12 protein-coding genes are annotated in these 20,558 nt (G+C 45.4%); 1 reads left to right on the forward strand and 11 read right to left on the reverse strand.

Annotated elements, in window-relative coordinates; all coding sequences use genetic code 11:
• Positions 1 to 113: 113 nt before the first annotated feature.
• The 10 genes from clpA to W234_RS0111895 all read right to left on the reverse strand — a co-directional run bounded on the left by clpA (position 114) and on the right by W234_RS0111895 (position 14,768).
• The gene (gene clpA / locus W234_RS0111850) at positions 114 to 2,684 is read right to left on the reverse strand and encodes an ATP-dependent Clp protease ATP-binding subunit ClpA (RefSeq protein WP_025647051.1); all 2,571 of its coding nucleotides are present in this window, start codon (positions 2,682 to 2,684) and stop codon (positions 114 to 116) included.
• 540 nt (positions 2,685 to 3,224) lie between these two features.
• Positions 3,225 to 3,644 (reverse strand): ATP-dependent Clp protease adaptor ClpS, encoded by a 420-nt coding sequence (locus tag W234_RS0111855; protein ID WP_413771581.1) that lies wholly within the window; start codon positions 3,642 to 3,644, stop codon positions 3,225 to 3,227.
• Between the two features lie 111 nt (positions 3,645 to 3,755).
• Positions 3,756 to 4,712 carry a hypothetical protein gene (locus W234_RS14050; RefSeq protein ID WP_156923997.1) on the reverse strand — a complete coding sequence of 319 codons (957 nt, stop codon included), beginning with the start codon at positions 4,710 to 4,712 and terminating at the stop codon, positions 3,756 to 3,758.
• Positions 4,713 to 4,998: 286 nt separating this feature from the next.
• Positions 4,999 to 6,066 (reverse strand): N-acetyl-gamma-glutamyl-phosphate reductase, encoded by a 1,068-nt coding sequence (argC, locus tag W234_RS0111865; RefSeq protein ID WP_025647053.1) that lies wholly within the window; start codon positions 6,064 to 6,066, stop codon positions 4,999 to 5,001.
• Positions 6,067 to 6,132: 66 nt separating this feature from the next.
• Positions 6,133 to 7,269, reverse strand: coding sequence for a uroporphyrinogen decarboxylase (gene hemE, locus W234_RS0111870; protein ID WP_025647054.1), 1,137 nt, complete (start codon positions 7,267 to 7,269; stop codon positions 6,133 to 6,135).
• Between the two features lie 163 nt (positions 7,270 to 7,432).
• Positions 7,433 to 8,605, reverse strand: a complete 1,173-nt coding sequence (gene proB, locus W234_RS0111875) for a glutamate 5-kinase (protein ID WP_025647055.1) — start codon at positions 8,603 to 8,605, stop codon at positions 7,433 to 7,435.
• 267 nt (positions 8,606 to 8,872) lie between these two features.
• Positions 8,873 to 10,096, reverse strand: a complete 1,224-nt coding sequence (gene cgtA, locus W234_RS0111880; RefSeq protein ID WP_025647056.1) for an Obg family GTPase CgtA — start codon at positions 10,094 to 10,096, stop codon at positions 8,873 to 8,875.
• A 247-nt stretch (positions 10,097 to 10,343) separates the two neighbouring features.
• Positions 10,344 to 11,783 carry a glyceraldehyde-3-phosphate dehydrogenase gene (locus W234_RS0111885; RefSeq protein WP_037059819.1) on the reverse strand — a complete coding sequence of 480 codons (1,440 nt, stop codon included), beginning with the start codon at positions 11,781 to 11,783 and terminating at the stop codon, positions 10,344 to 10,346.
• A 196-nt stretch (positions 11,784 to 11,979) separates the two neighbouring features.
• Positions 11,980 to 13,275 (reverse strand): lipocalin family protein, encoded by a 1,296-nt coding sequence (locus W234_RS14055; RefSeq protein ID WP_025647058.1) that lies wholly within the window; start codon positions 13,273 to 13,275, stop codon positions 11,980 to 11,982.
• A gap of 197 nt (positions 13,276 to 13,472) precedes the next feature.
• Complete coding sequence (locus W234_RS0111895; protein WP_025647059.1) at positions 13,473 to 14,768, reverse strand: NUDIX domain-containing protein; 1,296 nt, start codon at positions 14,766 to 14,768, stop codon at positions 13,473 to 13,475.
• Positions 14,769 to 14,999: 231 nt separating this feature from the next.
• Between W234_RS0111895 and hemP the strand changes: the two genes are divergently transcribed.
• Complete coding sequence (gene hemP, locus W234_RS14365; protein WP_084212668.1) at positions 15,000 to 15,164, forward strand: hemin uptake protein HemP; 165 nt, start codon at positions 15,000 to 15,002, stop codon at positions 15,162 to 15,164.
• 347 nt (positions 15,165 to 15,511) lie between these two features.
• Here the strand turns inward: hemP and W234_RS0111905 are convergent, their stop codons facing one another.
• Positions 15,512 to 20,497: a translocation/assembly module TamB domain-containing protein gene (locus tag W234_RS0111905; protein ID WP_025647060.1), complete on the reverse strand. Its 4,986-nt coding sequence runs from the start codon at positions 20,495 to 20,497 to the stop codon at positions 15,512 to 15,514.
• Positions 20,498 to 20,558 lie beyond the last annotated feature (61 nt).

Consider the following 20,558-nt stretch of genomic DNA (forward strand, 5'->3'; position numbering starts at 1 on the left):
TTAGACTTTTAAAATAAATTGAGCAAACAAATTAGCTCAAACGAGAATAAGTGCATAAAAAAAACGACTACCTCTATAGATAGAGATAGTCGTTATAATAACCAAAGATCATATTAACTAGCGACAGATTCAGAATCTGAGCGCGGCTCATGAGTCTCAACGACTGTCAAAAGTATACGGCTGTCGTCTGAACTATTTGCTTTGCGGCTGCTCTTATCAAGATCTACCGACTCTGTCGTCTGCTCCTCTTCCGGTGCTAAAGTGAGCTGCACAACCCCGCCATTTACCAAATCACCGAACAAGATCATACTGGCAAGCGGTTTTTTAATCTCATCTTGAATGAGGCGCTGCATAGGACGTGCGCCCATCAGACGATCATAGCCTTTATCCGCTAGATAATCACGTACTTCGTCATCAATCTCAAGAGTGACTTGTTTGTCATCGAGCTGGACTTGTAGCTCAACCAAGAACTTATCAACCACTGAGGTGACAACTGAAGGCTCTAACGCGTTGAACTGAATAATCGCATCTAAGCGGTTACGAAACTCTGGAGTAAACACCCGTTTAAGCGCTTCAGTATTATCACGGCTATGGTCTTGCTCCGTGAAACCCATAGATGAGCGGCTAATACTCTCAGCGCCCACGTTAGTGGTCATGATAATGATAACTTGTTTAAAGACTGCCACACGGCCATTATTGTCTGTCAAAGTACCATGATCCATCACTTGCAGTAGCAAGTTAAAGACATCAGGATGAGCCTTTTCAATCTCATCAAGCAACAACACACAGTGCGGATGCTGATTGATCTTTTCAGTCAATAAGCCGCCCTGATCAAAACCAACATAGCCAGGAGGTGCACCAATCAGACGAGAGGCTGTATGCGCTTCCATATACTCACTCATATCGAAACGGACCAGCTCAACGCCCAGCAAATTAGCCAATTGGCGCGAAACTTCGGTTTTACCCACCCCAGTAGGCCCTGCAAACATAAAGGAGCCGATAGGCTTGTCTGGCGCTTTAAGACCGGCACGCGATAGTTTGATCGCATCCGCTAGGTTTTCAATCGCTTCGTTTTGACCAAAGACGAGATGTTTAAGGTCACGATCTAAATGCTCAAGGATACTCTTGTCATCGGTAGAGACAGACTTAGGCGGAATACGAGCTAGTTTAGCGATAATCGCTTCGATATCAGCCACATCGATTTTAATCGGTGCTTTTTGTGCCTTATTAGAGCCAGCATAATCAAAATCAGTAGCTTGCTGAGCATTTGTATGAGTCTGCGACTTATCATCCGACTTCGCTAATGCTGCTTGCTCACTCATCTCGTTATCAGTGTCGTCTTCAAGACTGGCGTCGATATCATCATAATCGGTATCATCGATGTCTTGTTCGAGATCGGCGATAAAGCTCTCTTCAGCTTTAATGTCTTCGGCATCAGGAATCACGCCCAAACGCTTGTACGCACCCGCTTCGTCGATAACGTCGATCGCTTTGTCTGGCAAGAAACGCTCATGAATATGCTTCGAGGACAGCTCTACTGCGCTAACTAAAGCCTCGTCAGTATATTCGACATTATGAAACTCTTCATAACGCGGTTTTAGACCGCGTAAGATATCAATACTGTCGTCTACGCTAGGCTCTTTGACATCGATCTTTTGGAAACGACGCGAGAGTGCATGATCCTTTTCGAACACTTGACGATATTCTGTAAAGGTCGTGGAACCAACACAGCGCAGCTCGCCATTGGCTAACGCCGGCTTGATCAGATTAGAGACGTCCATATTGCTACTCATAGAGGAGCCAGCACCGATAATCATGTGAATCTCATCGATAAACAAGATGGCATTTGGCTTTTTCTTGAGCGCATCAAGCAATGACTTCATACGTTTCTCAAAGTCGCCGCGATACTTAGTACCAGCAATTAGCGAACCGATATCTAAACTATAAATCACGCAGCCGTTGAGTGGTTTGGGCGCTTTATCATTAATAATTAACCAAGCTAAACCTTCAGCAATGGAGGTTTTACCCACGCCAGGCTCACCGACTAACAGCGGGTTGTTTTTGCGGCGGCGGCATAATACTTGGGCAGTGCGCTCAATCTCTAGGGCACGGCCAATGAGTGGATCTGTCTTGCCTTCAGCGGCGCGCTGATTAAGGTTAGTAGCAAACTCCACTAGAGGATCTTTACTGGTCTTCTCTTGAGCACTACGGCGCTCGCCCGTCATAGAAGAGCGCGACTCCGCAGGCTCGTCTTTGTCTTGACCGTGCGAGAGATATTGAGTCAGCTCCAAGCGGCTGATGCCTTGTTTTTTGAGCAAATAGACAGCGTAAGTATCATGCTCTGAGAACATAGAAACTAAAATATCTGACCCTTCAACCAAACGGCCACCGCCAATAGACTGCACATGAAAAATAGCTCGCTGCAAGATACGATCGAAGCTTTGAGTCGGCTGCGGAGACTGCTCTAGATCGGCATCTACCGTTGGCGTATGCTTATTAATATAAGTTTCAAGCTCTGTACGCAAGCTTGAGATATTAGCATTGCAGGCTGTCAGTGTGTTGGCCGCATGAGTGTTCTCAAGCAGCGCTAGTAGTAAGTGCTCAACAGTGAGATACTCATGCGATTTTTGGCGCGCAAGCGTCATTGCTAAACGTAAAGAAACTTCAAGATGACGACTTAACATAACGAATTCCTACGGTTGTATAACTTTTTATAATTGAATAGCTTAACTGATAAATTAGGGCGGTATGGTGAATGTTCAAGCGCAAATATCAGGGTTATGACTGGATAATAGCTCTTATTCATTACAGACTGAGTATTTCATCAGCGTTTATTCATATCAACATGATAGCCATAGATAGTCAATCTTTTAACAACGACTAAAATGTATCAAGGCATATAAGCTATAAGATAAACGCGTGAACAAGCATACGATCACCAGCCGATTGAATGCTGACTAATGAAATTGAAGGTGATAATAAATTGAAGAGAATGACAGTTTAAAGAAGATAAAATACAAAGCTGTAGCAGCGATAGCTGAATGAAAGGCTGTAGTAACGATATAAGTGCAGCCCTTATAAACTATATAGGGCTGCCTATCATAAAAATCAAGTGATAAAACAAGGAGATAATATAAAAAGGGCTCTGCAATGGCCTTATAAAAATAATGGCAAATGAGTCGATTAATCGTTTATTTGTAAAAAGACTTAAACTCGATTATGACTTATTCGCCTTGATGCGGCTCGATTTGTGTGAGTAGCGGATAACCTTCACGATGCGCTAAGCTATTGACCTTTTTGGCTTTTGTTTCAGCAATATCTTTAGGATAGATACCGGCTATTCCTTTACTAGTATTATGAATCGTCAACATGATTTGTACCGCAGAATCGACGTTATGCTTAAACTCTGATTGCAGCACATAGACCACAAACTCCATAGGCGTATAGTTGTCATTGTACATCACCACCGCATACATAGGCGGCTTAGCGACCTCAGGCTCAGCCACCAATACATCGGCTTGCGGCTCGCCTTGGGTATCGGGGTCATCATCTTGCGCACGGATACCTGCCGGCATACTAGGCAAATGCCAATCCATTACCGTTGGCTCACTGTTTTTAGCGATTGATAATTGAGGTGTCATCATAATAACTTCATAATAATATTAAGATAAAAATGTAAAGACCAGCTACCAGTTACTTCTTGTAGCTAGACTCATATTGAATAATTTAAGGTGTCAGGGAGTTAAGGCGTGCGCCTATATAGGAGACTGATCCACTTCTGGCAGATCTATCAAAGACAGCGGCATACTATCTACTCGATCTCCTAGCGTCCAGTCATATAGCTGCTCAACTTCTTGACCGTCTGCTGTCAGTACCAGCTTAACTTGTAATGGTTCAAAGTTGTTAGGCATGACAAAGCGGCCACGAATACGAGTAATCCCTTTGAGCAAATAACTTGCCGAATCTAAGGGAACTTCCACGAAATCATCGTCGTTCAGTAACATCAAAGTGGCATTCAAACGTTTTGCCTGACCGTCTTCGCTGAGCATAGCGACATCAAAGCCAAACTCAAAAGCGTTCTCAGGTAGTGGCTCAATTTTAGCCCCTAGTACTTGCAGCGGTAGGCCACCTTCTTCACTGAGAGCCGCAGCATAAACCTCGTTGAGCTGATTAAGCTGCTTGTTTTCGAGACTAAGCTCTTTTTGATTCTCACGCAGCTCATCCAAGTTATTTAGACTGATGGTCAGCTCTTGCTTAGCTACTGCAACTTGATTGCTCAGCTCCTTATAACTTGCTCGCATCTCCTCTAACTCTTGCACGGTCATCTGGGTACTGTTGATTGCTTGTTTATTTTGCACTTCTAGAGCATGGTAGCCACGCTTGTAACCCAAGCTATGGCCTAAAGCTAACCCTACTATCACCGTAAGCAGGATAGCTGCTGCAAACAACGCTAATATCCAAGACGCAGCCCCTGCTTGTTTGCTTTTAAAACCAGTACCATAAAGCTGCTTACTGCCCGAAGCTGTTATAGCGCTACGCTTCAATGGATAATCATCTACTTTTATTTGCTGTGCCTCGCTCATTAATGGCTGAGCGTCGTCATTGCTAGTGGTCTGCTGCGCTGTCAAGCCTGATTTAAAAGACAGTAAATCGTCCTGATAAGGCAAAGGTACTGGCGGCAAGCGTAAGCAAATAGCAGTCTTAGTACGCATCTGGACAGTATCTCTTAAGAGGAAAGGCAAGACATTATAACGGAATTTATGGGCAATACCTAGCATCGCCCTGTAAGCCAAATGAATCAATAGTCAACATCCTTGGTCAGATTATTGTCAGCCTCAGTCATTGTTAGACTTCATAAAGGTAAGTTTATCCCTAATTTATAGCGTCAGTAATTAGCTTTATCAATTTACATTAGTAATCACGCCTTTTCACTGAATTTTTGGCTTAATTACTAATATAAAAAAATTACTACGATAGACATTACTGCGATAAAACCTATCAAGGGACAATCGGCGCTGCGTTAAGGCCCATTGATTCCTCAAACCCAAACATCACATTCATGTTTTGTACGGCCTGCCCTGCTGCACCTTTGACTAAATTATCTTGAACCACCAGTACTGTCAGCTCACGGCGCTCATTGTCTTGATAGATCGCGATACGCAAACGGTTGCTGGCGCGTACACTACGCGTGTCAGGATATACACCAGTCGGCAATACATCAATAAAAGCCTCACCGTTATAGCTACTCTCAAACTCCTGCTGCCAATCGATAGCAGCACCTGACTCAGTCAGCTCTAAATGAATAGAGCTGAACATACCGCGTATCATAGGTACTAAGTGCGGTAAAAAGCGGATGCGCTGCGTGAATTGACTCGCTAATAGCTGCTCAATCCCTTGCTCAATCTCAGGCAAATGACGATGTCCTGTCACTCCGTACGCCTTAAAATTATCAGTGGTTTCGGCATAATTTAGCGCCAGACTCGCTTGGCGACCTGCACCTGAGACCCCAGACTTAGCATCGATTACGATACGAGACTCTATCAAACGCTCATTTTGCTGATTTTGCAACGCGATAATCGGTTTTAAACCTAAAATAGCCGTTGTTGGATAGCAGCCTGGATTTCCTACTAGCATCGCATCAGCTAATTTATCACGGTTGATCTCTGGTAGGCCATAAACTGCGCTTTTGAGCAGGTCAGGACACGCGTGTGATTGCTTATACCATTTTTCAAACTCCGCCAAAGACTGCAAACGAAAGTCAGCGGCTAGGTCGACGACTTTAATACCAGACGCGGTTAAAGCTTCGGCCTGCTGCATCGCTACGCCATGCGGGGTAGCAAAAAATACCACGTCGCACTTTTGCAGCGCTGCAAGCGTATCTTCACCTAGATCACTAAAGACAATATCTGATATCCCGCGCAAGCTTGGAAAAATCTCATCAGCGCGAGTGCCCGCTTCACTTCGTGAGGTCAATAGATCAATAGACACCTTAGGATGGGCAGATAATAAACGAATAAGCTCAATACCTGTATACCCTGTACCACCGACAATCGCTGCTGAAATCATAACTTATCCTTTTTTAAAACTTAATGCGGCTCTCAATACCAAACTCATACCTTCTAAACTTAGCGTCTAAATCTGGTAGTCATGCACGGCATCGACAAAGACTTTTGCATTGTCAGGGTTAACCCACTGAGTAATACCATGGCCTAAATTGGCAATATACCCTGTCTTGTCACCACCAGCATAAGCGCCATCTAGCATCAGCTTAACCTCGCTACGAATGCTCTCTGGAGAGCCATATAAAGTTGCAGGATCCAGATTACCCTGAATAGCCTTACTGCCTTGCAAGGTTTTATGGCGCTTAGTCAAATCACGCTGACTCTCAGTCAATACTTGGCGAGCACGGTCGAGTGGCGTAGTCCAGTCTAACCCCAACGCATCCGCGGCGCTATCGGCTTGCACATCGAGCCATAGACCGCCGCCTTTGGTAAATAGTACTACAGGCACATCTGGATGACGCTGCTTTAACTCCGCGACAATGCGCTTATTATAAGCATGCGAGAAGTCGATAAATTGACGATGGCCTAGCGCCCCGCCCCAGCTATCAAATATCTGTAAGACTTGCGCGCCAGCGACGACTTGGGCATCTAAGTAATCAATGACTGCTATCGCTAGCTTGTCTAACAACTGATGCAAAAAATCAGGGTTACTATACAAAAAGCCTTTAGTATAGCGATAGTCTTTTGAGCTACCACCCTCAATCATATAAGTCGCTAGTGTCCAAGGACTACCTGAAAAACCGAACAACGGCACTTGACCATTGAGCTCTTTACGGATGCTAGTCACGGCGCGCATCACGTAATCCAAAGAGTCATTGGCATCTAAGGTTGGCAAACGATCAAGATCGGCTTGCTGGCGAATAGGATGCTTAAATTTAGGACCTTCGCCCGTTTCAAAATACAAGCCTAAGCCCATAGCGTCCGGAATCGTCAAGATATCACTAAACAAAATAGCCGCATCTAAATCCATACGACGCAGGGGCTGCACAGTAACTTCTGTCGCACGCGCCGTATCTCTACATAAGCTCATAAAGTCGCCCGCTTCCGCGCGGGTTGCTTTATACTCTGGCAAATAACGACCTGCTTGACGCATCATCCATACTGGAGTGGTATCTATCGGCTCAAAACGCATGGCGCGCAGCAATCTGTCGTTTTTTAGGGGTGCAAATTCGTGCTTAGGCGAACGGCTATTGTCTGAAACACTCATTGACAAATCTCCAAAGTAGAAATAGGTATTATTATAAAATTTTATTGTCGCCTAAGTGGTAAAGCAAATACCAAGTAGCTCAACAAAAACGTTAAACTTAAGGCAGGTTATACTATCGCTAACCTGCCCTACAAAAAATCAAATATGACGTATTAATCAAACATTATGAAGTTAAAGCTAAATTGTCGCGGTGCACCATAACTATACGCTCATCTTTATCACCAAGAATCTTGTCAAACTGCTCAGTACGCTCACGTGCTACGCGCTGAGCTTCATGTGAAGAAAAGTTGACTTGGCCAACCGCTATTCGCTCATTGGTATCTTGATGCACGATTTCGACGACATCACCCTCATCAAAACCACCACGTACCTCTACCACCCCAACGGGTAATAAGCTGCGATTTTGCTCAACGAGTGCTTTAGCTGCGCCAGCATCAACGATTAAACTACCCGCCATACGTAGATGCGCGGCAAGCCACTGTTTACGAGCGATGATTTTGTCCGCTTCATTGGTAGTCAATAAAGTCCCTAACGCCTCGCCTGAGACCACACGAGTAATCACATCATCAATGGCACCGCTGACGATCACAGTTGGGCAACCGCCCATGGCTGCAAGACGCCCTGCGCGAATCTTCGTCAGCATACCGCCGCGCCCAAGTTTGCCGCCATCACCAGCGATGTCAAACAAATAATCAGCCATCGCTCGCTCTTGACGGATCATCTTCGCATCGGGATTGTCGCGCGGGTTATCGGTAAACACCCCGTCTTGATCGGTTAAGATGATGTATAGATCAGCATTGACTAAGGCCGCTGACATCGCCCCTAAAGTATCGTTGTCACCGAATTTAATCTCATCAATGGTGATCGTATCATTCTCATTAATGACCGGTAGTACGCGCCACTCTAACAACTGAGTTAAAGCGCCGCCAGTATTCAAATAACGGCTACGGTTAGATAGATCATCATGAGTTAGTAGTAGCTGCGCGCTTTGGACGCCATGCTGAATCAGCGCTGACCACCAAGTTTCGATCAAACCCATCTGACCGATAGAAGCGCAAGCTTGTAGTGCCATAAGCTTCTTGGGACGCTCTTCTAGATTCATCCGTACTACGCCTTCAGCCACAGCACCTGATGACACCAGTAACACTTCCATACCTTGGTTATGCAGTTTGGCAATCTGTTTTGCCCAACCATAAATAGCAGTTCGATCAAGCCCGCGACCATTATTAGTCAATAACGATGAGCCGATCTTGACAATAACGCGCTGAATATCAAAGTTGCGGGATTGTTTAATAAACCTTGCTTCTTCTGTCGTTTGTTCGCTGTCAACTGCCATAAAAAACTCCTTTCTATGAATGGTGCCTAGGGATTGGTACTTATATTATTGCTACTTGTATTAATATTTACATCACGCTGTTAAAGTTTTTGAGAAAAGTGACTACTCAAATCCTTTAGCGCTAAATCTAACACGTTTACTCCTTAGTGTTGAGCACTGTTGTATCAAAATCTATCAACTCACCAGTTAGTGAACCAATATATGATTATCGGCGCATTTATGGCTGTTGTCTTTATGACTAGTGTATTTGTGGCTATCGCATCTTAGTTAAGGAACATAAACCACTTCTACGCCGTCATCGTCGTCATCATCAAAGTCAGTTAGATTCTCACCATTAATATCAGTTCCTTCACGCTGCGCTTTACGAGCGGCGCGGTAAGCTTCGCGCTGTGCTTCAGTGTTGCGGCGCACCTCACTCTCTAAACGCTCAAAGCGCTCGGCTTGCTCTTCAGCAAAAATAGGATCCTCGAACTCACGTTCGCGCTCGCGCTCGATCTCATTCATCAGATGATACTTAACCGCGTCGACGCCTTCGCCGGTAAGGGTTGAGGTACGAAACACAATACCCGTCCAGCCAAGCTCAGCGACGATATGCGTACACAGCTCATTGAGCTCAGTCTCGTCTACAATCTGATCGATTTTATTGAGCACTAAAATTTGCGGTAAGTTGGCCAGCTCCGGTGAAAAACGCTCGAGCTCATTTAAGATGACATTGGCGTTCTCAACAGGATCACTACCATCAAGCGGCTGAATATCTACGATGTGTAATAGGCGGCGCGTACGGGCCACATGCTTTAAAAAGCGAATACCAAGCCCTGCCCCGTCTGAGGCGCCTTCAATCAGACCCGGAATATCTGCCATCACAAAGGAGCGATGACGACCGATATCAACCACCCCTAAATTCGGCACTAACGTAGTAAAAGGATAATCAGCGACTTTTGGTGTAGCGGCAGAGACCTGACGGATAAAGGTAGACTTACCGGCATTAGGCAGACCGACTAAACCGACATCAGCTACTACTTTTAGCTCGAACTTAAGTACCTTTAGCTCACCTTCAAAACCTGAGGTCGCTTTACGCGGAGCTTGGTTGGTTGAGCTCTTAAAGTGGGTATTACCCAAACCGCCATCACCACCTTTGGCGATCAGTAGAGTTTGATCCACTTCGGTCAAATCGCCAATGACTTCATCAGTTTCAGTGTCAATGATAGTCGTCCCAATAGGGACTGGCAAGTAGATATCGTCAGAGCCTTTGCCGGCGCAGTTCTTGCTATGGCCGTTCTCACCACGCTTGGCATCATGGCGGCGAGTATAACGATAATCCACTAAAGTGTTGGTGTTGTCGTTAGCGATGACATAAACATCGCCGCCTTTACCACCATCACCACCATCAGGACCACCACGAGGGACGTATTTTTCTCGGCGGAAACTGGCGATTCCGTTACCACCGTCACCTGCCTTTACCGTTACGACGGCTTCATCAATAAATCGCATGTTACCTTCCTTAATTTACTATTGTAGTACTGCTAAATATAAATACTGCTAAACGTCTTGGCCATTCACAGCCTACTGCTCAGGTCCAATCATACACTATAAGGTTATAAACCATAATACCAACAACACCCGATAACCAATGCGACTATCGGGTGTCTTATAGGCGACCTGATATAGCTTAACAACGATGCTTATTCGTTATGATTCACTATTATCTGACAGCCTGACCAGTCTACGCAAGCAAGCGTTACGCTGGAATTTGCGTGTAGCTGATACCAGCCATCTGCGCTGCTACGCGTAAGACTTGGGTGCTGTAACCGACTTCATTATCATACCAAATATAAACCGTAGCATGATTATCAGTAACGATAGTCGCTTGTGCATCAACGATACCCACATGCTTAGTCCCTACAAAATCAGTAGAAACAGCTTCGGTAGAGTCCGTATAAGCAATTTGTGCTTGCCAAGTGCTGCTATTGGCCATATCACGTAGGAAGTGGTTAAGAGCGTCAGCATCTTTTGGCGCAGTTTTTAAATTCAGATTTAAGATCGCTAAGCTGACGTTTGGCGTCGGTACACGAATGGCATTACCAGTCAATTTACCGCTAAGCTCTGGTAAAGCTTTACCCACAGCTTTTGCCGCGCCAGTACTAGTGATTACCATGTTCAGTACCGCACTACGACCACGGCGATCAGATTTATGATAGTTATCAATCAAGTTTTGATCATTGGTAAAGGAGTGAATAGTCTCGACATGACCGTTCTCGATGCCGTACTCATCGTTTAACACTTTGAGCGTCGGAGTAATGGCGTTAGTCGTACAGCTTGCCGCACTGACGATTTTGTCATCGCCAATAGTGTCGCTATTTACCGCATAAACGACGTTTTTGATATCGCCGCCGGCAGGAGCTGTTAGTAGTACCTTTTGTACGCCTTTAGACTGTAAGTGCTTACCTAAGCCGTCTTCGTCTTTCCAGATACCCGTATTATCAATAACCAATGCGTTGTCGATACCATAAGCGGTATAGTCAATCTCACTTGGGTCTTTGGCATAGATGACCTGAACAAAACGACCATTGATTAAGATGCCGTTATTGGCTTCATCAACGCTCACACTACCGGTAAAGCCGCCGTGGATAGAGTCGCGCTCAAGCAGCGAAGCACGCTTAGCTAGATCGCCTGCAGGTGCAGGGCGCACGACAATAGCTTTTAGCTGTAAGCCTTTAGCACTTGAGGCCTGCGCTAATAACAAACGCGTGAGGATACGTCCAATACGGCCAAACCCGTAGAGCACAATGTCAGTTGCATCGTTAGTCGCTCCATTAGCACTAGCCCCTTGTAGCGCTTGTTGTACATCGCTGTCACTAGCGATAAGCTGACCGACATCTACGCTTGCTGCAGTCACATCGCTTTGTGCTAATGTTTTTACGATGGCTAGCGTATCAGCAATAGTCACTGCTTGACCATTATTATTGCGAGTCGCCGTCTTTTGATGTAGCGCTAATATTTGCCCTACTGAGCTGGTATCTAATGTCTCACCAAATAAAGTGACTTGTACATCTTGCTCATTATAAAGAGTATTGAGTACACCCATCAGCTCAATCGCTTGTTGCTCTTGGTTATTATATTGGCTTAACTGGTCTTGATGTAATTGGCGTAAGGTATCAGCATTGCTCACAGGAAGCATCCTTATAATCAGTAAATGAATAGTCAGTAAATAAAAAACAATAAAAAAGAGGTAGAAAATGTTCGTTAATTATCCTTTGGTAAGCGCTACAAATAATAGCGGAATCAAAGGCAATAAATGGCGTAGATTTTAGCCTAAAACACTTAGTTTTGCCAGTAATAACCGTTTTACCCAAAACAACATAACCTAGTCGCTACTAAGGAATCAAGTTAACAGTCTGATTCGCATGAGGCGTTAAGGTAAACTCTTTAAGATTGTATCCTTGGTCCTGAGCGATCTGACGGTACTTTGCATAGGTTTGCTGAGTCACATTGGGCGAGCGTGCCAGCAACCACAGATAGTCTTTATCTGGCGTACCCACTAACGCCGTTTGATAGTCAGTATCACGCGCTAGTACCCAGTAATCAGCGCGCCCGATAGGCAACCAGCGAATCCAAGTAGGCAAAAAAGTTACTTTCAGTTTGCTGCCAGTAGCATCAGCAGGCTTAGCTAAGCCTTCAGCCACAGTTTGCGAGCCGTCTTTATCCAGACATTTATTCGTCACAATAATGCCAGAGCCATCGGCTTTTTCAGTATAGTTAGCGGTTACATCACTTGCACAATTACGCTGAAAGTACATCGGCAGACGTCCTATCTCGTACCAAGTACCAGCGTATTTATCCAAGTCCACGCTATCCACTGTCGTAGGCTGAGTCGCTGACTTATGGATAATGTTCTTGGGATCAATATTTATCTCTGTTGTTTGATCTTCAGTATTATTCATGTTCTTAGCAGCAGTTACTGTCTGCTCAGGAGTCGCAGCGTAAGCTGAAAACGCGGCTAGCGGAATAATAATAGCTAAAGCAATACCAGTATGCTTAAGAAGACTGGACATAAAAACTCTCTCCGAAACTTTAACAGTAGTATTTATAGCACTTTGATTCTGGTGCAGCTGTTTATGAGCCAAATCTGGATTATCTAGCACTCCATCGACCTCTGGCTCACTATTAGTAGTATTGATGACTTCTTGTTTTAATATATCTTGCTTGTTTTGCAGCGCATCCTGTCGTTCTGTAGTGTTAGCACTACTTTTCTTATTATCAGTCGACTGAGTATTGTTCTGCATATAGTGCAATAGCATCTCTTCTTCGTCAGATATTAGGGTACTTTTCATTAGAGTACTTTTAGCAACTGGCGTGGCTTTTTTATAGCCACAGCTGACATCACCAGAGCGACTAGGAGCACTAGCCGATTCACTGAAGTGATAAGCTGGCAGGTCATCTTGCTCATAAGCATAGCTGGCATCATTACTTGCAACCGAGCTATTCGCACTCGACTTCGATAAGTCTGATTTTGACAAATAGCTATCGTTTGCCGGTGTTTTGCTAGCGAGCGAATTGTGATTATTTTTAACCTGATGACCATTCGCCTGCCTATCGTATGAGCGATCATACGGGTCGGACTTAGTGGAGGTATTGGCTTTCATAGGCATAGGGTTACCGTATTTATTCATTTATTGAGGTCTATTAATAAGACACTACTTTGATATTTGTGCCGTCAATAATAAGGATGAGTAGGCAAAATAAGTAGTGAGGCTATGTATGAAAAAGCTACGGTTTGTAAAATACTCCAAAATTATTAACGCTATCAAATACATAGTAACCAGATAGTTGCCATTTATTAAATATAAGTAATGTTTTACCGGTATGATTAGACTCCTTCTTGAAAACTGCGGATACCTGCAACGGTGTTTGCGCCATTTATAGTCGCCAAATCGCTCATCGCTGGTGATAAACCGCCCAAAGCAATGACCGGTACATCAGCGAGCGCAGCCAGTGCAGACCACTGCTGCCAGCCAAGCGGTGTCTGCTCCGGATGAGTTTGGGTGTCTAGTACAGGGGATAAAAAGATAGCAATAACTGGCGCTAATGAAAGCGTTAGGCGCAAATTAGCCAATTGATTGGCGGCAGCGATACTTTCAGCGTCATGACAACTAATAATCAGCCCGGTAGTGTTTTGATCACTAGTATTGAGTAGGTCTAAGTCAAAACGGCAACTTACCTCGGCAGTAGCGCGATTAGAGCTAGAATCATAGCTAAGATCGTCATTGCTATCTGCGCCGCTATCTAAATGACTAGACTGCTTTTGATACTGACTAAACCAAGCCATCAGCTCCGTTTGCGTCAAGTGATAGGCAGATATTGGTAAGTTGTCTTGGTTTAAAGTCGGTTGATTAGTACTCGCGCTTATATTGTCATTTTTCAAATCATCTAGATGATTAAAATCTATAGCTTTGCGTAAGCGGTAAGGGACGATAGCGCTAATATCGCTTCTAATCGCCAGTAATTGCGTAATGATTTCGGCCTCTTTATCAGTATTATTATTCGATTGAGCGAGCTTAAGACGTAAATAACTCCAGCCTTGATACGAGAGCTGCTGCTGATGATACTTCAGCCACCTTTGAGCTGGCTCAGTGGCTAAACTGTCACCTGAGTCTGGCGTCTCAAAGTGCGCTAATGGGTAAGTGATGGCCATACACTTGGGCAGCTTGAGCCAAGCCAAAATAGTTCGGTTGGCAGCGGGCAGCGGATAATGATTATTGAGTAATAGATCTTTATCGGCCCACGTCAGCATTTGCGCTTCTAGTCCATACTCTTGCTGCTTGTAATACTGATACTGCTCAGCGCTAAGCTTAACTTTATAGACATGAAGGCAGACTTGTTTGTCACCATAGTCATGATGCAGCCGCCCAAGCTTGAGAATGACATTGCCAGCAATATCAAAGCCGGTCTCTTCTTTGACCTCGCGTATCAAAGCGGCAACTGGAGTTTCATTAATGTCTATTTTGCCGCCCACGAACTCATAACGGTCGCCTTGATGCTGCTCCCGCTTGCGGTAGCCAAGTAGATACTGCTGCTGATAATGAATAACAGCTACCGCGACATTGACGACTTTTGAGGATTTAGCTAGAGGTTGATTAGAAATAGGATTAGAGTTATTTGGCATGATAGTCCCTGATATTCAAAGATATTCAAAGTATTTACCGCTATTAAACGGCCGTTATCTTAAAACAGTTATTATTGAGGAGAAGCATCATCTATAACTGAATCAATTATCAAGCTAAAGATGATTTAATTCATAAAAGCACTTGCAAAAACCATGGATGTAAATGATAATTATTATCGTTAAGTTAATTCATTTATTAACGCTCTATTTTACTATCAAAAGGAATTCATTATGAGTCTGGTCATCTCTCGCTATCTAAACAACCGTGACAATCGTCTACCTACCCTGCAGTCGCAGCACTTATTTGCTTTGACCAAAGAGGTGCGTATAGAGCATGAGGGGGAAGAATATCGTCTGCGCTTGACTCGAAATAATCGTTTGATTTTGACCAAGTAGCTTTTGGCCAAGTGGTTTTTAATCAAGCAGCTTTTGGCCAAGTAATTTTTAATCGAGTAGCTTTTAACTCACTAGTTACTGAGCTTATTGCGCTGTTTTAGCTCATATTCGCCCAAGTCAGTATTAGGGCGTGTCCCTAATTCAAGCGTTTATGACTAAACGGGCTAAAAATGGCTAAATCTTTGGCAAACGGTGTCAAATAGCTGGTCAATATCTTGATATTACCTGCGCTATTTTCCTTGTTTGCCTGCGATTTATCTCATTTTTATCACCATTTTTAAAATAGGGACACGCCCTAGCTTGAATCAATAAAAAACGCCTTTAAATAAAGGCGTTTTTTATTGGTATTAGAACTGCCAACTATAGACCACATCCACCGCGTTTTCAGCAGCGGAGGTCGCTTCTAAATAGACACGGCGAGTCAACTGATACCGCACTGACAGACTATTTTCAGCATTGAACACCCCTACCCCGTAACGAATATACAAATCAGGCGAGATATAACCGGTAACGTTGACATTAGTGTCATCACTGTTGCCTGAAGCATCAACGGTTAAGCTTTGGAAACCAAAAGCTTGGCCGATCTGATTGGTGAGACTACGCGTACCACTCAAGCCAAAGTTAAGACCGGCAGCGGCTAAGTTATTGGTCACTTGCGACTTAAAGCCCTGCTCACTGATTTGGCTGGGGCTACCGTCATTAATACGTCCTGTCACCAAAGCATTCATTGCTTGTTGCTGCGTCAGTCCGGCATTATTAAAGACGATAATATTTGGATTTTCAGTATCGCCCTTGATGCGGACACCAACGATATTATCATCGATGATTTTGACCGCTTCGATGCTAAGATCAGGCTTCATGACATCGCCGTTAAAGCGTATTTGTCCGTAATTCAGCTCTAAGCTTTGGCCAAAAGCATCGATACTAGTACGCTTCGAGACTTGTACGACACCTTTAGCGCGCATGACGCCACTACCATTTTGAGTGATATTAATGGCGCCTGCCAGTGGAATAACCGCACCAAAACCGCGGAAATTGATATCATCGCCTAAATCGACACCGATATCGGCGTTGATCGACCAAGGCTTAGACACCGCCAGTACTTCATCAATATTACCGATTAGACGCCTATCGAGCACCACTGCATCTTCGGTCTGGGTGATGATATCTTCGCTGGCCTCAGGAGGACGGATCGTCGCAGTAGGTATACTGACAGCGCCTTCAATATTGACGTATTTGTCATTTGGACGCACGATGATATCGATGTCTGGATTGACCTCTGCTGAGAGTAGCGGCGGCTGAGTCAGCACTAGACGCTCACCGATGATACTGAGTTTGGCCTGTAGCTCTTGCTGCCAGTTTACCGTACCGGTAAGCTCACCGGTACCCGTACCACTATTGAAGCTACCGTCTATCACCGCCTCTGTACCGCGGATTTTGGCGGTGGTGTTGACATTAGTAAGATTCACCGGTAACCCAAGCATAGCGATACGACCATCAGCGAGTTTGACATCGCCGTAGAACTGCGGCTTGGTTAGAGTACCGCCAAGGCCACCTGCCATGGTGATATTCCCTTCAAGCACACGCATACCTGGGAAGAAAGGTTTAAATATCGCTAAATTTAGCTCATTTAATACCAAAGCGCCGGAGATAGGTTTAGGATCTTTATACGGATCCACAATGACTTCGGCATAGCCACGGGCACCGCGACCAGTGTTGATATCTGTACGCAGCTTGACACCTTCAGGGACCGATAACGCAATCAGCGAGACGCGCTTATAAGGTAAGCTCACTGGAGCCAAATCACCATCTTGAATCAGACCGATTTTGCCGTTGTCCGAATATAAAGTGGTGTTAATAGTAGGAGCACGGCCCTGTTGCCAACCAACGACAGCTTTGCCATTGATCTTCGCCTGCCAATCGATATCTTTAGGCAAAAATACTGAAAATAGGGAGGTATCAAGATTTTGTATCGCTAAATTGACTTGACCGGCATCGGCTGAGGCGATTAGGTTCTCCCGTAAGCACAGCTTGCCACTTTGATCAGCGGCCTGCCAGCAATGTGCTGCCAGCTGTACTTTTAGCGGATTGCTTTCGCCTTGAGGCAAGTTTAAGATAAGCTGCGCCGGTTGTAGCTGGTTGAGCGTGGCATATTTAGATTTGACGCTACCATTTCCTATTGCGCCGCGCCATATCAGCTCGTCGCGATTGAAGCCGCCTTTTAAGCGCGCTAAGACGTTAAGCTCATCATTGGCCACATCGAGATTGACCACGTGTGCCTGCTCAGTACCATTGAAGGTCGCTTTGACCTTTTGGAAGCTTTGACCAGCGGCATCTAAGCCTTCAGCACTGACTATCAGCTGACTTGGACTATTTGCGAGATTCACTAACTTGCCGCGCACGCGCCCTTGACGTAAAACAAACCCTGGCAAGGCAATGCGCTCACCCACTAAGTCCACGTAAATCGTTGGCAAGGCTTGGCCTGCGGGCTGCGATAGAGTGGCCCCGCCGCTAACCTTACCGGCGAGCTGGTCAGATAACTGATCTAGGCTTGTGATATTGATTTTGGCTTGTAGCTGCTTAGCATTACCGTTAGCAGTTAAGTAGTTATCGCCCCACCGTAGCACTAAATCATTGGCATCAAGGCTATCAATTAAAGCGTTCACTTGCTTGTACTGCGTTTCGCTATCCTGAGCTTGCAGGCGTTCAAAATAGCTGCCTAAGTCCTTGGGTAAGCTAAGCTTAGCAGACAAACTACCTTTGGCACTTAGTGGTTGACCCTTGAGCATGCCGCGCAGATTAATCTGCTGTAAGTTGATAACCTGCTGGGTTTCGCCCCAGCGTCCATCAGTTTTTATACTGCCGGTGATGGTACTTGGCGTGTCTTTTAAAAAGTACCCTAAGTTGAAGCGATCCATAGTGGCGTTGATGTCCCAAGCAATGCCTTGGCGTACGTCCACGCTACCTTTAGCATCGATACTGCCGGCCGCGCCTACATGACGAAAGCGCTTAATACGAATCAGCTGCGCATCGCCACTTGCATCAATCGTCAGCTTGCCTGCTGGCAGCTGCTCAGCATCTAAAACGCCATCAAAATTGACAGCAAAGCGCTGCAGCTTACCTTGGCTATTAGCCGCTGTACTCGCGGGCTGTTGCCACTCACCACTAGTAACCAAATCTCCGGTCAAAATAGCCGGATTATTAGGAAGAAAGTAACCAACATCGAAGTTATCAAAACGTCCTGTGACGCTCCAGCCAATATTATCACGCAGATCGATGACGCCTTTTGCGTTCACTGCGCCAGCTTCACCACTGTAATCCAGTTTGCGAACGCTGATAAGCTTTGGTGTGCCTGCTGCGCTTATCGATAACAAACCATCGGGTACATCTTGAGTATCAATGCGGCCATCGAAGCGTACGTCAAACACTGACAGCTCACCGCCGATAAGGTCTATCTCAGCGTCGCCATTACCAGTAACGCCGATAGCGCGCTGGTCTTGACTAGCGTCTAGCTTTGCTTGTAGGTCGGTACTCGTAATATTGACAATATGCCGCTGACCTTTGACGCCGTTTTTGCGGATATTTAGCAGGCGGCCGCGCGCGCTCAGGTTACCTGTTAAACGCTCAAGCGGCAGATCACTACGATATTGTTTCGGCAACAAGCCGTTGGTACGCGCATCCACCTGCCAAGTCAGCGGGCGCTGATTGGTGGCGAGTTGTATTTGCCCGGTGCCAGATAAGTCGCCAACGATGCCCTGATAGTTGAGACGATTGATATCGATGACATTAGCATTTTTGCGAATGCGGACATCATAATTGCCTTTTGGCGCGGCATTTAATTCATTGATGACAGCATTGGCATCGACAGATAAGTTTGAGCCGCGCACGATGACATCAGCGCGGCCGCTTGGGCTATCGATATTGCCAATACTTGGCACATCACGGCGGGTCAAGTTCTGCCATCTAGCATCGATATACATAGGCGCTGGCTGTTTAGATTTGGCAGATAGCTTACCGCGGACAATATTAGCGTTGATATGCTCGCCATCACGCTGACGCAAATCGGCATCAACTTGCAGATTATTGCTGAGGTTTTTTTGTTGATAATGTAGCGATAGTCGACCATTAAGCGTCTGCGGCGCATAAGCCTTAAAGTCGCTATACTCATCTGGAATCGCTTGGCGGATATCAAAGCCATTGCCTACAGCGCGAATTTTGGCATCGAAGCTCTCGCTCCAGTCCAATATCCCCTGCAAGGTTAGCCGTCCTGCGGGCACATCAGCATCTAAGCGATCGATACGCAGCTGACTATTGGCAATCACCGCGCGGCCTTTATAACGGCCTGAAGGTATGTCTTTGGCGGTCAGCTCCGTATTGATGCGCAGTTTAATATCCGAAACCACGCCAGAAGCAGTCGCCATACCGCTTTTTAGATGGATATTTTGCGCATCAGCATACGGTATCAGTACATCATCCCAGCGCAGTTTCGCTTCAAACGGTGAGCCTTCATCTAGCCCTTGTGCGACAAACTCGCCGCTGACATCACTATCATTGTAGCGGCTGCGCACTTTACCTATCGTACGTTTTAGAGTACCAGTTGCTTTGACATTGAGCGGATCTATATAAGCTTTTTCAAGGGCGCTGACTTCAACAATAGCGCTTAGATCTAAGGGGTAGTCGCCTTGTAGGTCGATCTCACCTTGTAGCGCACTGACTTTTACAATATCACTATAAAAGAGCTTACCACTGTCAACTGTGACCTGACTGCCGACCCAAGTCAAATCCCTTGCCGCTATATCGTTAACGATGACCGGCTCTTTAGTCACTTGCTTATAGACGATAGTTTTGATTTTGGCTTGGTCGAAACGCAGATTGACTGGTAGCTCAAGCGTCTTATAATCGAACGGCTCACCGGTTGGCGGCTTAGTATTGATAATCTCAATACGCTGGATATCGGCATCACGTAAGTGTACTTCTTTAGCAAATACAGCGCGCCAGCCTATTTTGACGTAAGCCTGGTCTACTTTAATCTCAAGATCTTCGGTAGCCTTAAGATCGATATCAGTGACCATAATACCGTCACGCAGGTTACCACTGCCATATTTGAGCTTGACGCCCGTTTCGCTACCGACTTTTTCTAATAAAAACTTAGTGCCTGCATCCGTACCTGCTGCATAAAAAAACACCGCGAACATCACAACTAAGACAATAGCAATCAATGCTAGCAGCTTTAGCAAAAAAGATAGCGGATACCACCGACGCACCGCGTGGGCATCTCGTTGCGCAGGATCTTTAGACGACGGGTCGTTAGGTGGGGTTTTATTATTCAACATGACACTCAATCAAGTAAAAAATTATTAGCTCTTCGCCTGCGAGCCTTGCTTGGGTTCTCGT

Origin of the sequence: Psychrobacter sp. TB15 (assembly GCF_000511655.1) — a bacterium.
In the GTDB taxonomy this organism is placed as follows: domain Bacteria; phylum Pseudomonadota; class Gammaproteobacteria; order Pseudomonadales; family Moraxellaceae; genus Psychrobacter; species Psychrobacter submarinus.

Excerpts from the sequence above, each read along its gene's own strand:
- clpA (WP_025647051.1), bottom strand. The coding sequence starts at position 2,684 with ATGTTAAGTCGTCATCTTGAAGTTTCTTTACGTTTAGCAATGACGCTT.
- W234_RS0111855 (WP_413771581.1), bottom strand. The coding sequence starts at position 3,644 with ATGATGACACCTCAATTATCAATCGCTAAAAACAGTGAGCCAACGGTA.
- W234_RS14050 (WP_156923997.1), bottom strand. The coding sequence starts at position 4,712 with ATGCGTACTAAGACTGCTATTTGCTTACGCTTGCCGCCAGTACCTTTG.
- argC (WP_025647053.1), bottom strand. The coding sequence starts at position 6,066 with ATGATTTCAGCAGCGATTGTCGGTGGTACAGGGTATACAGGTATTGAG.
- hemE (WP_025647054.1), bottom strand. The coding sequence starts at position 7,269 with ATGAGTGTTTCAGACAATAGCCGTTCGCCTAAGCACGAATTTGCACCC.
- proB (WP_025647055.1), bottom strand. The coding sequence starts at position 8,605 with ATGGCAGTTGACAGCGAACAAACGACAGAAGAAGCAAGGTTTATTAAA.
- cgtA (WP_025647056.1), bottom strand. The coding sequence starts at position 10,096 with ATGCGATTTATTGATGAAGCCGTCGTAACGGTAAAGGCAGGTGACGGT.
- W234_RS0111885 (WP_037059819.1), bottom strand. The coding sequence starts at position 11,783 with ATGCTTCCTGTGAGCAATGCTGATACCTTACGCCAATTACATCAAGAC.
- W234_RS14055 (WP_025647058.1), bottom strand. The coding sequence starts at position 13,275 with ATGAATAAATACGGTAACCCTATGCCTATGAAAGCCAATACCTCCACT.
- W234_RS0111895 (WP_025647059.1), bottom strand. The coding sequence starts at position 14,768 with ATGCCAAATAACTCTAATCCTATTTCTAATCAACCTCTAGCTAAATCC.
- hemP (WP_084212668.1), top strand. The coding sequence starts at position 15,000 with ATGAGTCTGGTCATCTCTCGCTATCTAAACAACCGTGACAATCGTCTA.
- W234_RS0111905 (WP_025647060.1), bottom strand. The coding sequence starts at position 20,497 with ATGTTGAATAATAAAACCCCACCTAACGACCCGTCGTCTAAAGATCCT.